At 44.6% G+C, this 13,747-nt stretch carries 8 protein-coding genes and 1 riboswitch; of the genes, 3 read left to right on the top strand and 5 right to left on the bottom strand.

Features of this window, described 5'->3' with window-relative positions; translation table 11 throughout:
- Positions 1-7 precede the first annotated feature (7 nt).
- A complete protein-coding gene (locus ACVBIU_RS02410) occupies positions 8-1,309 on the top strand; it encodes an NAD(P)/FAD-dependent oxidoreductase (protein WP_447159474.1) in 1,302 nt (433 codons plus the stop codon).
- Positions 1,310-1,361: 52 nt separating this feature from the next.
- Here the strand turns inward: ACVBIU_RS02410 and ACVBIU_RS02405 are convergent, their stop codons facing one another.
- The gene (locus tag ACVBIU_RS02405; protein ID WP_447162965.1) at positions 1,362-2,408 is read right to left on the bottom strand and encodes a GGDEF domain-containing protein; all 1,047 of its coding nucleotides are present in this window, start codon (positions 2,406-2,408) and stop codon (positions 1,362-1,364) included.
- A gap of 95 nt (positions 2,409-2,503) precedes the next feature.
- Here ACVBIU_RS02405 and ACVBIU_RS02400 point away from each other — a divergent pair, with 95 nt between their 5' ends.
- Positions 2,504-3,586 (top strand): linear amide C-N hydrolase, encoded by a 1,083-nt coding sequence (locus ACVBIU_RS02400; protein ID WP_447162964.1) that lies wholly within the window; start codon positions 2,504-2,506, stop codon positions 3,584-3,586.
- Between the two features lie 21 nt (positions 3,587-3,607).
- On the opposite strand, the gene ACVBIU_RS02395 is transcribed toward ACVBIU_RS02400, so the two are convergent.
- Positions 3,608-3,820: a hypothetical protein gene (locus ACVBIU_RS02395; RefSeq protein WP_447159477.1), complete on the bottom strand. Its 213-nt coding sequence runs from the start codon at positions 3,818-3,820 to the stop codon at positions 3,608-3,610.
- A 95-nt stretch (positions 3,821-3,915) separates the two neighbouring features.
- Positions 3,916-7,545 carry a hypothetical protein gene (locus ACVBIU_RS02390; RefSeq protein ID WP_447162963.1) on the bottom strand — a complete coding sequence of 1,210 codons (3,630 nt, stop codon included), beginning with the start codon at positions 7,543-7,545 and terminating at the stop codon, positions 3,916-3,918.
- Positions 7,546-7,962: 417 nt separating this feature from the next.
- On the opposite strand from ACVBIU_RS02390, the gene ACVBIU_RS02385 reads away from it, so the two are divergent.
- The gene (locus ACVBIU_RS02385) at positions 7,963-8,328 is read left to right on the top strand and encodes a DUF805 domain-containing protein (RefSeq protein WP_447162962.1); all 366 of its coding nucleotides are present in this window, start codon (positions 7,963-7,965) and stop codon (positions 8,326-8,328) included.
- Positions 8,329-8,421: 93 nt separating this feature from the next.
- On the opposite strand, the gene ACVBIU_RS02380 is transcribed toward ACVBIU_RS02385, so the two are convergent.
- Both ACVBIU_RS02380 and ACVBIU_RS02375 read right to left on the bottom strand, forming a co-directional pair.
- Complete coding sequence (locus ACVBIU_RS02380; RefSeq protein ID WP_447162961.1) at positions 8,422-11,019, bottom strand: glycosyl hydrolase family 18 protein; 2,598 nt, start codon at positions 11,017-11,019, stop codon at positions 8,422-8,424.
- Positions 11,020-11,106: 87 nt separating this feature from the next.
- Positions 11,107-11,190, bottom strand: a riboswitch (cyclic di-GMP riboswitch).
- Between the two features lie 417 nt (positions 11,191-11,607).
- Complete coding sequence (locus tag ACVBIU_RS02375) at positions 11,608-13,650, bottom strand: prolyl oligopeptidase family serine peptidase (protein ID WP_447162960.1); 2,043 nt, start codon at positions 13,648-13,650, stop codon at positions 11,608-11,610.
- Positions 13,651-13,747 lie beyond the last annotated feature (97 nt).

Below are 13,747 nucleotides of genomic sequence, written 5' to 3'. Positions count from 1 at the left end.
TGAAGTGATGAGATCGGCAAACCCAAAAATTGTGATTGTAGGTGGTGGCGCTGGTGGTTTAGAGCTAGCAACGCAATTGGGGCATAAACTGGGTAGAAAAAACCTAGCCCAAATTATCTTAGTCGATAAGAATCGTACTCATATTTGGAAGCCATTATTGCATGAAGTGGCGACGGGCTCACTGGACTCTGCGCTTGATGGCGTTGTGTATTCTGCTCACGCAGCTAAACATGGTTATCAGTTTCAGCTAGGCACATTTTGTGGTTTAGATGAGAAAAGTCAGTCACTGTCTGTGGCGCCCATTATTGATGAGGCGGGTAAGGTGATGTTGCCTGAACGTCAAATTCAATATGACAAATTAGTCATCGCAATTGGTAGCGTCAGTAATGACTTTAATACTCCAGGTGTTAAAGAGAATTGCTTCTTCCTAGACTCACATCAGCAAGCGAATCGTTTTCATAATGCGTTGCTAGACAGCTTTACGCGAGTGCATCAGTCTGAAACGATTAATGAGCTTAATATTGCCATTGTCGGTGGCGGCGCAACTGGTGTTGAATTATCGGCTGAACTGTACCATGTAACCGATATGCTTAAGGTTTACGGCTTAAGCAAGATGACGGCTGAAAAACTTAATATTCACTTGATTGAGGCGGGTGAGCGTATTTTACCAGCCTTGCCTGAACGTATTGCCACCTCGGCAAGAACTGAGCTAAGTAAATTGGGGGTTAATGTGATGGAAAACACCCGTATTAGCGAAGCGACGGCTGAAGGTTTTGTGACCTCTGAAGGTCAGTTAATTGAAGCTAACATTATGCTTTGGGCTGCAGGCGTTAAGGCGGCAGACTTTATTAAAGATATCGGCTTTTTTGAGCTTAACCGTGCTAATCAAATTATGGTTAAGCCTAATCTACTCAGTACCGTAAGCGATGATATTTACGTGATTGGTGATTGCTGTGCTTGTCAGCAAGCCGATGGCAGCTTTGTGCCACCAAGAGCACAATCTGCGCATCAGATGGCAGAGTGTGTCGAGAAGAACATTCTTAATGAGCTGAAAGGTGAGCCGCTACATGATTATGTGTATGTCGATCATGGCTCACTGGTTAATCTGTCGCGTTATAGCACAGTCGGTAGCTTGATGGGCAACCTAACTAAAAACAGCATGTTTGTTGAAGGTAAGATTGCACGTCTGGTTTATATTTCGCTATATCGTATGCATCAGCAAGCCATTCATGGCACCTTAAAGACCATCGCGTTATGGTGTGCCGAAAAGCTGATGCGAGTGGTGAGACCGAGAATGAAGCTGCACTAGTTCGCCTATATGAGTCAGGCTTGAGTCGCAAAATGAGAACTCAGGCCTGCATTTAGGCTGAAACGGGTAAAGATAGTAATGGGTAGACCACTTGGTCTCGACCATTTCCTTTGGCCTGATAAAGGCATAGATCGGCCTCTCGTAGCAGGTGAGATAAATCCATTCCTTGGCGATAATGACTGATACCGATACTGACTGTGATCCCCACCTCTATATCTATACTCTTATCTTGTACTGCAAAAATAGCACTCGCTATCTGAGCTCTAATTGACTCAGCTAAAGCAATCGCTTCTTTGTTGCTAGCAGATTCAACAAGCACGCAAAATTCTTCTCCACCAATACGAAAAATATTGTTATCGCCCGCTATACTGCTTAACAAATTGGCACAGCGCTGAAGGATATGGTCACCAGCCTCATGGCCATAGTTGTCATTAATATGCTTAAAGTGGTCAATATCTAAGATCAGCATATGCATGTTTTTATCGTTTTTGTTCATTGATTGCGTGTCAGCCAGCGCAAATTTTCTAGTGAGCGCAAGTCGATTAAAGCTTTGGGTGAGTGGATCTTTGAGGGCTAGCTTCTGTAGTTCAGCTTCCGAGTGGGCTCTATTTTTTTCGTAGGTATGAGAAACAATCCAAATTATCAGATAACTGCAGATAAAGTTGACTAAGACAGGGCTTAAGGCAAGGCCATACTTATTGATGAGATCAATGGTAACCATAATAAACATGATAAAGATGGGAATGCTTGCATATTTTTTACCAAGAATAAGGTAATACACTGTAGGGAGAACTAATGCCCAACAAAAAATAAAGCTATTGATTGCAGAGATATAAACGGCATAGATGACTAGGGCCGTTAGACTGGAAACATAGAGGTGAGTTTGCCAAACTTTATGTTTATTGTTGTACACCCGCCACAATAAATAGAATGAGAATAGACTGTAAAGGAACTGTAAATAGGCCAAAACTGGCCACTTCCCACTAATAAATAGGTTGATGATACCGAGAAAACAGCCTATTGCACCTAATAAGCCACACACACCTGCTAATACAGAGCATCTTAGCCGATGAGTGTTATCTAGCTCTATAGCATCCATGTTACTTCCATTCCTACCTTGTTGCCTACATGTTATTGTACTTTGGGTTTATTTCAAGCAACCATTTAAAAATAATAGCAATTAAAGGAACTAATATGTGCTTAAGAGTGTTAAATAACCTCAATCCAAACTTTCCTGTAACGGGCAGAAATATGAACTGGTTTAGGCCTATAGAGGCGAGTTTATTTCATTTCCCAAAAGGGTTGGCTAAGAAGGGGCTAAGTGTAGCGAAAGCCAATGAACTTGATATCGGCCCTGATGCGATATTTTGCTGGCACTCTACGTATGCCAGTGTGGCCTCTGTGATGGGGGACAATATCCAAGGTTATGCGACAGTTGATGGCATGAATGTAAAGGGTCTAGTGGTAAATGCGTTGTACGATACCCCAGCGACCTATGGTGAGCCTAATCCACAATTGAAAAATGGCAACATTAGCGTACTACGTTGGCCACAGTATATTTTAGATTGCTTTTCGAGTGTTAAGTCTGTGGTCGAATATGCACGCAATAATCATTTACAGTTAATTCAAGATAATGTGCCAGAAGGGGGCAATGCGACAGCATTAGTGCCGAGTAATATTCATCTTGCGATATCAGATAAAGATGGGCAATCAGCGATTATCGAAGTGAAAGAAGGCCAATTGAGTGTCTATTCTGGGGAAGCAGATCAAATCGTAACCAATGAGCCTGATTATCCGATCCAATTAAATATTTTAAAATATTGGCAATATCAATGGGGGCAAACGGAGCCTGCAATCACGACGCCAATGTTTACCGTTCCAGGTGGCACATCACCTACGCAAAGTTTTGAGCGAGCCGCTTTTTATTTGACCTTATCTGATGCCGCACAAGATCCTGCTGCTGTGTTGGCGCAGACCCGTGCGCTGATGCAAAACGGTGCCGTGCCATTTCTCTTTAACCCAGGTAAAAAGGCTGAGGCAACGTGTACGCGTTGGACGAACTTAAGTGACCATAAAGCGGGTCAATATTACTTTATTAACCCACTGAATATGATGCCAGTTTGGCTTGCTACAAACGCTGAAATTGATCATTGCGCCAAAGTTCAGCTTATTTCGGTCAACAATGACAAGCAAACAGCTAATAATCACCCTGAACTTCAAGGTGATATGGTTAGTCATTTGCAGCGCTGTGAAGATCCCTACGCGAATTTGCTTTAGTGCCAATATCGCTTTAAGTCACTATCGCTGTTGTAGCCACCATTTTTTTAGAGTGGGATAAGCCAGGCTGACAAAGCCACCAATCAGGCAAGCCCACATAAGACAAATCAGTGCCGCAACACCGTATAACGCGACTTCATTGTCAGCGTAAGCAATATAGAGATGATGCGTACCTTGAAGTAGCCCGGCAAAAGCGGCAAAGCAAACGATACTGATTAAAATAGCTTTTAACATATTGTACTTCCTTACTTTTGTTGGTTTAAAACAATTTAGGCGAAGTTGGTACTATAAAAAAGTACCAACTTCGTTAGTTGAGAGCTTGGTGCTATTTACTTTAATGCTGCTTCTACACGATCGCGTATTTGTCGTGACTTTTCTTTGGTAAAAAGGCTCATTAGCTCGGCGCAATCTGCTTGTTCAGCCAATATGTCGACTAGATCTGCCTTGGTTTGAATATGTAAAAACGGCATTAAGGATTTGATTTCATCGCGGCGTGCCATGGCGGCAATATAATCGGCCATGCATGGATGGTAGTTTTTGATCATATGCAGCAGCAGGTATTCAGGCTTCACATCATGACTAAATAACCAATCAAGTATTGCTTGATACGCAGCCTGTTCATAATCATCTTCATCGCACTCTAAGCGAGTGGCTAAATCCATTTTGCCTTGTAGGGCAAGCTGGTCCATATAGCCGGTAACAAGCTGCTCGAAAATAATCTTGTAGCTACGATAACTATGATTAGCCAGTAAGTGCAGCAAACGGCCGCAGCGTTCATCATCAAGTAGCCACAAGTATTGGCCTAAACTATGACTTTGGCGCTCTTTTAGGCCAGTAACCGTTTCGTATTCTATACATTCACTAAACTGAGTTGCAAAGGCATCATAGGCTAAATGCCCCTGCAGGTACGCCCATAGATTTTGCTTAAGTAATTGTTCACGCTCTTCACTACTAGGCAGTTGGGCAACGGCGTTAATCACGCTTTGTGCATCGACGCTGTCATTAATGATAAGCAACTGACCTGCGATATAAAGATTGCCGTCACGGGGGAAATTCTTGTCGGCGACTAAGATTTGTAATTCGTCACCGACATGCTGGGCGATAGTGGCATTAATCCAGCTCATCTTGTCACAGTGACGAGTTTGGTTAAGATCGGCATTGGGGTGCAGGGTAACAGGCAATCTCAGTTTTTTGGGTAGGTCGCTTTCGTCTGATAAAAAGTCAAAATACACTGTAGCATCTTTAAACTTACGCTCAATCACCTGTTCCCACGAGTTATTATTGAGTTTGATAAAGTCCTCAAGGCATTGCTGTAGCTCATTATCGAGTGCCAACGGGCGGCTAGGGAAGCGCATTGCCACATGCTTATGAAAGCTAAGCTTAATCGGTTGATAACTATAATCTAGGCCGCACAGTAACGCCTTGGCATCTTGGCGTCTTGCTGCAGCTATCATGCCCGGCTCTGTAACATCAGAGTCTTCATCAACGAGCTCTCCCATTAATTCCACTAAATTAAGGTAATCATCCGTGCGTGATGATCTATCGATATACTGCTCAACTTGATAGGTCTGAGTGAAGGCTTTATCGATGCCATGGCTGTTGAGCATATCGAAAAAGTTTATTTCATCTTGCGGTGTGTCAAACATGCATCTGCGAGTATGTTCGCTAAAGGCTTTACACATCAGCCCGATAATTCTAATCGGCGCCATAGCGACTAATAATTGCCAAATGCGCTTGGCGATTAACGCTTCTGGGCTATTGAGCTGTTTAAGCCAAAAACAAGCTAGCACCACCCGTTGATAATCTTCATCATAATCATTTAAAAACAGATAGCTTTTCTGCATTGGGCTGATTTTAGGGAAATGGAGTACCGTTTGGCGGCAGATATCTTGGCCATAAAGGTGCTGGTTTAACAGTGCGATCATCTGTTGTTGATGTAGCTCTGGCGTTGGTCCAGTAAAATAGCCTTTTACCTGTGCAAGCTCGCTGTCGTTTAAGCCTTTTTCAGTAAAGGGACCTTCGCCTAGAATATCGGCGTTTTCTAGCATCAAGTTAACGGCACGCTCAAACACGCCACTCAGCTTGGTTTGCAACGCCTGAGTGTAGTCATCATTAATATTGTGCTGTTTATCTTGCAAAAGTAAGTATGCGCAAAGAGCGTCGATGCCGAGCTCATCTTCAGGCCAATCTTGGCTGTTTAAACAGGCTCGATTAGCAAATAGCTCATCACTTTGCTCAAGCATATCGGCAGTGACGGCACTGTCCATATCGCTATACTCATCGAGCAGGCTCTCAAGGGATTTTCGCTCTTTTACGCTTATTTCTGTGTCAAGTTTTGCTGTGGCGTCGATTGGCATAAAGCGAGCGTAATAGTCTTCAGCGCTGATAATCGCTTGGTATACAGACTCTCCGGTCAGGATATCGCACAGTTCATCATCGAAGGGCTGCTGGTCGAATAAGCGATAGAAAATATCGATAAAACGCAGCATGGTTTGCGCGCTGCGCACTTGGCTTTGTGGTTGGGTGTTAGCTGCTGTCATTGCTTCAATATCAGCGCCATTATTAGAGCTGTTATTGGCGCTGTTGTTAGAGTGAACATCTGAGCGAATGCTGACTCGGCGAATGAAGCCGTTCACCGTTTCCTCATCCATGTCATCATCTATATCTTGCATTAGATCTTTTGCTAGGTAATGCAAAGGTTCATGGAAGTTCTCTCGCACAGAATTAAAGTTATTCATCTCCCAGCAGGTTTCGTCGATAGTTTCGAAAAGCGACAATGCATGCTGTTTACAGTGCTTAATAAAATTAAAGGATTGAATGTCATCAAGTACTTGAGGATTTTCACCTGTAGAGATGTATGCGAGTAGGTCGTGGCTATTCTCTAGGCTAGCAATAAATTCGCTGAACATGTGCAGACCGCCGAGATACTTATCACGGTCCTTTTCGCGCTTGTCGCGTTGGCATCGGAGCGCTTGCTTATGAGCAACGCTACCGGCATAACAACACAGCGGTTTGTTAAGTTCTAGTTTGAGTTGGTTTTGTAGATCCATCGCCTCATTTTCGAGGCTGTCATTAATAAAATGCCCGGCTAGCTCCTGATTTCTATCTTCATCATGTTGGCCGCAGCACTCTGCAAGTAGTGTGGTGTAGATATCCAACACGGGATTTTGCTTATAAAGAGGCTCATTTTCGCTATAAACTAAGACCGGTAAGCCATGAAAACGCTGCTTTACTAACTCAATAAAGCGTGGGTATTGCGCTGGATTAGCTTTTAAGTAATCCCCAAGAGGCTGATATCTAGGGGTTGGCTGCTCCCAATCACTGCCGTAGAAAGCGAATCTAAACTGTGGATTGTCACACCAGATAAAGGCGTTAATCATCGCCTCACACCAGCCATGTTGCTCAAGTAAGCTTAACAACATATCTTCATAGCCGGTTGCATGTTCATCATCCCAGTATGGGATAAAAAACTGCGCTAAATAGACTGCATCGTTAGCATCTTTGGCCGCCATCATATAAAGCGGTTCTGCGCCAAATACCCGAGTATCATCGAGCCACATTTTACTGGTGTCGTTTTCAAAACGGGCGTAGTTAACCATTGCTTGGGCGGTATTACGCAGTTGCGGTATTAGCGATTCATGTTCAAGCGCGAGGGCAAATAGCAGGGTTTCAGACAGATAAAGTTCGCGGTCGCTGCTAACGATATAATTGCTTCGATAGCCGCCGTCTGGATTCAGGCTCAGCGCCTTCATTGCTAGCTGTTTATCTTGTAGGTTATCAAGCTGCAGATGCTCACGCGCGCCGCTGCTGTTATCCATAAATACCAAGTTTAATCGACCGCTTTTATCAAAGGCTTGATGAGCTTCTAGTTTGGCTTGATAGATTTGTAAGGCTTGCTCGATGCTAGTGGCTTGGTGGCGGTTAAACTCGATAACTTGCAGGTGGCTGAATGCGTCCATACTTCTGTCCTATTAACATTGAATCCATTCCAAAATATGCTGGAATGCCGACGATATTTACATGGGAGGTTAACTGATTTATTGTTTGATAGTAGAGGTTTAGCTAATAAAGTTACTTTATAACTGGAAATGTGTGATGACAGTGGCACAACGTGCTTGTTGCTGGCGAAAATTCATTCGATGTAATGCGATAGCTTGATGAATGCGTGGTCTTCTGTATATGAATGGTACCGATTGAACTATCAGCTACCCCGAGTCATATCTAGATTAAACTGAACTAAAATAGTGACCTTATTTTAGTTCTTTTATTTTAGCTATCTTAACTTAGTTATCTTATGGGGCTTGAAACTGTGGCTTTTGATTGTTTACTATGCGTGCTAATACGATATTTATCGTCATCATAAAAAGGAACTATACATGGATTGGTATCTTCTTGCTTTTAAAAAATATTTTGATTTTTCAGGCCGCTCAAGACGTAAAGAATATTGGATGTTTGCCTTGTTCAATATTATCTTCAGTATTGTTCTATCAGTGCTTGATACCCTGTTTGGTACCATGAATTTAGAAACCGGATTGGGACTGTTTAGCGGCTTGTATGCGCTAGCGGTATTTATTCCAGGCCTTGCGCTATCCGTTCGTCGACTGCATGACATCAACAAGAGTGGTTGGTGGTTGCTGATCTTATTGATCCCATTTATTGGTGCGATAATCCTGTTGATTTTCTTTGTGCTTGATAGCAAGACTGAAGACAATAAGTGGGGCTGCAACCCTAAACTGGCTTAATACTGTTGTAGAGTTAGCGCGTAAATAAAAATGCCTGTCAGAATGTGTGACAGGCATTTTTGTGAGTGCTTTGCACCCATGGCTGGCTAGGGCTTATTTACAGCCTGCAGCGCCTTTATCTACCCATACACTGGCAACGCCAGGCTCATCGCCTTTTGTCCACCACTTTGCTTGCCATTGACGGCCGTTGTGCATCGTGATGTCGTTGCCGTTATAGGCCACGCCATTGCTCCAGCCAAGCTGTACATTGCTGACTAATAACCATTGGTCTGCAGTACGCGATGGCGTATTACCTTGAGTCCAATATTTAGCTTGCCATACTAGGTTGTCGTGACTAACGGTATCACCACCTGTGTAAACGCTAGCTGATTGCCACGCAGGGTGGTTCGCGGCATCAGGATCGGTTGCGCCGCAGCCGTTATCACCGCCATCATCTTTAACGGTCACTTTTACCACGCTTGAGGCACTGGCATCTAAGCTGCCGTCAGACACAGTTACAGAAACGCTAAACTCAGTTGCCTCTGTTACCCTTGGCGCAGTCATCGTAATGCTATGGCTGCCTTGACCTGTAAAGGCGATATCCGCTGGTACGGTCCAAGCATAAGTTAGCGCGTCACCATCTGCGTCAGCCGCTTTTGCATTTAGGCTTACTTTCTTAGCAGATTCCACTGCAACACTCGTCACTAAGCTTACGCTTGGTGCTTGGTTAGCTGCAGGGGCTTTATTGGTCACAGTAACAGTATCTGTTGCTGACAAGCCTTCGATATCGGTCACTGTCAGGCTAAATTCATATTCAGTATCAAGCTCAACGAGTTCTAACTCGATATTGGCAATGGCGCTATCGTTGTTGCTGATGGTTAGCGCAGGGCCAGAGACTTGCGTCCACAGATAAGTTAATGCGCTATTTTCAGGATCGCGAGAGTTGCCACCGTTTAGCTCGGCATCTGCCGGGCCCGTCACTGTGATATCAGCACCGGCGTTAGCAATCGGCGCTTTGTTTACAGGTGGCGTCGTGCCTTCACCGTGACCTAAGCCTTCGTGCATAGCATTAAGTAAATCACCGTTATCGGCATCAATTTCCCAAGAGAAAATACCAGCAAGTTGATTGTCTAATACATATTGGCCTTTGGCTTTAACCGAACGCTCATCATCATAAGTGATTAAATCACCGCTTGAGGCTTTAAATAGGTAAGGCGCTTCAGCTGCAGTGTCGTAACCATATTCCCACTCTGGGCCCATGTGGTTATTAACGATGTCGCGGTAATCAATAACGCCATCTTCCCAAGTACCTTTGATAGGACCTGTGGCAGTACCAGTAAATGGATTGCCATTGCTGTAATCGCTGACGCCCGTCCAGCCGCGGCCATATTTAGCGACGCCTAGTACCAGTTTACCCGGTTCAACGCCTTGCTCTAGCAAGATACGCGTGCCTTTATCAGCGGTGTATTTAGTATTTTCTTGCCAGTGACCATCGTAAAGGGCAGTCTGATGGCCTAAATCTGTGTTCTGCCATGCGCCATTGAAGTCATAGCCCATCATAAAGATGTAGTCCATGTACTGCTGAGCATCGGCGTAGTTAACGGCGCTAAGTTTGTCGTAACCGACGTTGATAGCCGATGTTAGCTGGTAAGTACGGCCTGTTTCAGCACTTAACTCGTCAAGCATGGCACGCAGTTCACGCATCAAGGTTACGTAGGTTTCGCCGTCTTTGCTGCTACCCAGGTTAGGGTTAGCGCCGCCGCCACCTGGGAATTCCCAGTCGATATCTAGACCATCAAAGAACTTCCACGTTAATAGGAATTCACGAGCTGACTCAATGAACGTGGCACGTTTGGCTTTGTCATCAAAGAAGAAGAAGGGATCTGACAAGGTCCAGCCGCCGATTGATGGCAAGATTACTAACTCAGGTTGCGCTTGCTTAAGTGCCATTAACGCGCCGAAGTTACCTTTGTAAGGCTCGTTCCAGCCTGAAAGACCTGATTGTGACATTTGAATCGCCGCCCATGGATCATGGATTGCGACTTTAAAATCTTCGCGACCTTCACAGGCACGTTGCAACGCTTGGAAACTGCCTTCGATAGTTTTTAAGCTGTCGTTGATACCGTCACCACCACAGATTGGCGTAAAGCCATACAATACGTGAGTTAAGTTTTGCGCGGGCATTTTTTCAACCGGGAACTTTCGGTCGTATACGCCCCATTCAACGTAATAAGTACCGACGACTTTACCTGTCTTATTTTGGTATGGACGGTTGTTTTCAAGCATGGGGGCATTGAGCGGTTTTAGGTGGCTACCATCGGTATCTGCAACCACAATTTCTTTGCTGGTGCTCATTGAGCAGCCATCAGCATTACATAGGCCAACCTGCATTTGATAGCGGCCACCTTTGCTGACTTTAAATGTGGCTTCACCTGAGGCGGCAGCGGGGCCTTGCCAAACTTCATTACCGTCTAAAAATACCTTAGCAAGGTCACCGAAGTCACCGTTCCAAAGGTTCCAGTTAACCGACACATCAGCAGCGTCTTTGACTTTTATTAGTTTATTGTAAGCCGTTGCAGATTGGTCGACTTCGATGATTGAGAATTGTGATTCACCCCAGCCTAAGCTTGGTGTGCCTGGCAGCGCAGCATAGCTGTTAGCCGCGAGCAGTGAAGAAACCACTAATGTGGATATTGAAAGTTTAGCTTGCAAGAGAGTGTTCCTTATTGAGTTTTCAATAAGGCAAACAAAGCATGAGCACAGTTAAACTAGCGCCAAGAGTATTGGTGCTAACTTATGGTTGGCGTCCCCGCTATCTTAGGAAATTCCCTTAGACCGGAAGCTTTGCGTCCCAGCATTTCTACTGGTTTGCCTTTGTCTTTTTAGTCAGTCTAGTGTGCTGACTGGCATGTAGCATAATGCTAAAAATAATAAACGCAATAAGTTGTTGAAAATATAGGGTTTACCGTGCTTTGCGTGCCAATAGGTTGACATGTTTAGCCTGGAGGGGAGGCAATGAGTATGCGCTTGTAATTGATGTTTGATATTGATTTTATTGAGATTATTTTAATTAAAGTCGCCTCACTAAATTAGTGATGGCTTTAATAAACGGCAAGCGCCAAAAGCTGGTCACTAAAAATATTCTTTTAACCAAAGCCTTAACAGCATGAGAATATCCTTACTCTGGGCGATATGATGATGTAAGCCTGATGAAAATCATTTACCTTCAATGTATTTGTGACCGATTTGGGTTAATAAAAAGGCTGCCATTTGGCAGCCATTAGTTACTTCAAGCGCAGATTAACGTCCGCCAGGCTCGGCAAAGCGGGTCATCCAGTCTTCTACTTGGTTGTACCAATAGATAGAGTTATTTGGCTTCATGATCCAGTGATTCTCATCAGGAAAATAGATCATTTTAGATTCGACGCCACGGGTTTGTAAGGTGCGGAACAGCTCAAAACCTTGTCCTACAGGTACGCGGTAATCAAGCTGACCGTGGATCACCAAAGTTGGGGTGTTAAAATTCTCGGCAAAGTAGTGCGGCGAGATCGCTTTGTAGATCTCAGGCTTTTCCCAGTAGTTACCAAAGCGGGTACTATGGACCGAGAAATCTGCTGCCATTTGCGAGTACATGTTGTACACCGCTGCGTGGATCATCAAGGCATTAAACGGATGCTCTTGGCCCAAGATTATCGAGGTTAAATAACCGCCGTAACTTGCGCCCCCAGCCACTAAACGCTCGCTGTCGATCCACTCTTGCTGTTTAAACCAATCCGTTGCTTTAAATACATCTTCAAGTGATTTGTTCTTCCAGTCAGGGTTGATGCTATCGGCAAACTCTTGGCCAAAACCACTTGAACCATGAAAATTTGGCCATGCAGTGACATAACCCCAAGAAGCAAAGGTTTGCGCGTTCCAGCGGTAGTGGAAACCATCGGTAATCGCGCTGTGTGGGCCGCCGTGAATCAGCATCATTAGCGGGTATTTTTTACTGCGATCGAACCCCGGTGGGTAGTGTACCCACATCTGTATATCTTGGTCGTTATAGCCTTTGTAGGTTACCGACTCGTAAGTGCCCATATCGACATCAGCAAGAATGTCGTCATTAAAACTATCTAAACGGGTGGTTTTACCGTTGCGTGGATTAATAGTGACTAGACGTGCTGGATATAAAAAGCTGTCGTTAGTCGCAACGATAGTGCCGTCTTTTGCCATCACAGGTTTACCAAAGTTAGTGTCTTTGGTAATGGCTTTTACTTTGCCGTTGTTAGCATTGATATGATAAATACGGCTGGTGGCTGCATCATCAATTGCGGCGTAAAAGCCTTTGCTGTCTTGAGTCCAGCCAAAGCGTGATACTGAGCGATCCCAAGTGTCGTTAATCACTTTGGGTTGACGCTTTTTCATATCCATCAAGACGAGACGTGATGTATCAGCATAGAAACCGTGAATAAGTTGCTGAGTAAAGGCTAAGGTTTTGCCGTTAGGGCTAAACTGCGGATTGCTGTTTGGCGCTTCATTATCTGGTGTTAGGTTTTGGGCGTTACCGCTGCCGATTTTAGCTAAGAAGATATCAATCTTTGGGTCGACTTCACGGGTTTTAAGTGAGGCATCCCAGCCGTTAGCAGTAAAGGCAATCCACTGCTCATTTGGCGCGATATCGTAGCTTGAGGCGCTTTGTGATGAACGCGGTAGCTGCTGTTTTAATGGCTGAGTAATAGCTTCGATTTCACCGCCTACAGCAGGGATACGAAACACGTGCGCTTCACGGTCTTCATCAATCCAGTGGTCAAAGCTTGAATAGGGCAGAGCGTTCCATTGGTGAGCCGATACCTTATTGTCTTTGTCTGCTTTTAGCTGAGCAATCATTTCATCCCAGTTTTTGCCTGGGAAAATACGGCTAATAAAGTAGATGTGTTTGCCAACCCACCTCATACCATATACGCCGCCTGGCACATCAGTAAGCTTTTGTGCTTCGCCTGGGCCGTTCATTGGCAGCAGGTATACTTGACCTGCTTCATCGTCGTCACGCTTGCTGATAAAAGCCAGTGTTTTACCGTCAGGGGAAAAAGTGGCTTCGCTTGCGCGCATGCCTTTAGCGGTTAATGCTTGTTGGCTATCGCCGTCTTTGTTAAATAACCAAAGCTGGGTAGAGCCTTTATCTTCCGGTACATCATATTGGGTAACAGGCGCGATAATTTTGTCGCCCTGCGGTGAAATAATTGGACTGCCTATACGGTTAAGTTGCCACAGCACATCAACCGAAAGCGGTTTGGTTTGTTCTGCAAATGCGCTTGCCATTGGCATAAGCATACACAGCAACAGGATCCCGGCTTTCTTCACGAGTGGTTCTCCTTGAGAGCAATTTGTTGAGTTTTTTATTAGTGTTTTAACCAGCTTGTTACTGGCGAGGCTAGTATAGCTGCCAATATTACAAAAA

This window comes from Shewanella sp. 30m-14 (assembly GCF_052977125.1).
Note: the sequence above shows the minus strand (reverse complement) of the source record. Positions and strands in the feature narration are given on the sequence as shown.

Bases quoted from the DNA above. Each gene is read 5' to 3' on its own strand.
- ACVBIU_RS02410 (WP_447159474.1), top strand. From the start codon at position 8: ATGAGATCGGCAAACCCAAAAATTGTGATTGTAGGTGGTGGCGCTGGT.
- ACVBIU_RS02405 (WP_447162965.1), bottom strand. From the start codon at position 2,408: ATGGATGCTATAGAGCTAGATAACACTCATCGGCTAAGATGCTCTGTA.
- ACVBIU_RS02400 (WP_447162964.1), top strand. From the start codon at position 2,504: ATGTGCTTAAGAGTGTTAAATAACCTCAATCCAAACTTTCCTGTAACG.
- ACVBIU_RS02395 (WP_447159477.1), bottom strand. From the start codon at position 3,820: ATGTTAAAAGCTATTTTAATCAGTATCGTTTGCTTTGCCGCTTTTGCC.
- ACVBIU_RS02390 (WP_447162963.1), bottom strand. From the start codon at position 7,545: ATGGACGCATTCAGCCACCTGCAAGTTATCGAGTTTAACCGCCACCAA.
- ACVBIU_RS02385 (WP_447162962.1), top strand. From the start codon at position 7,963: ATGGATTGGTATCTTCTTGCTTTTAAAAAATATTTTGATTTTTCAGGC.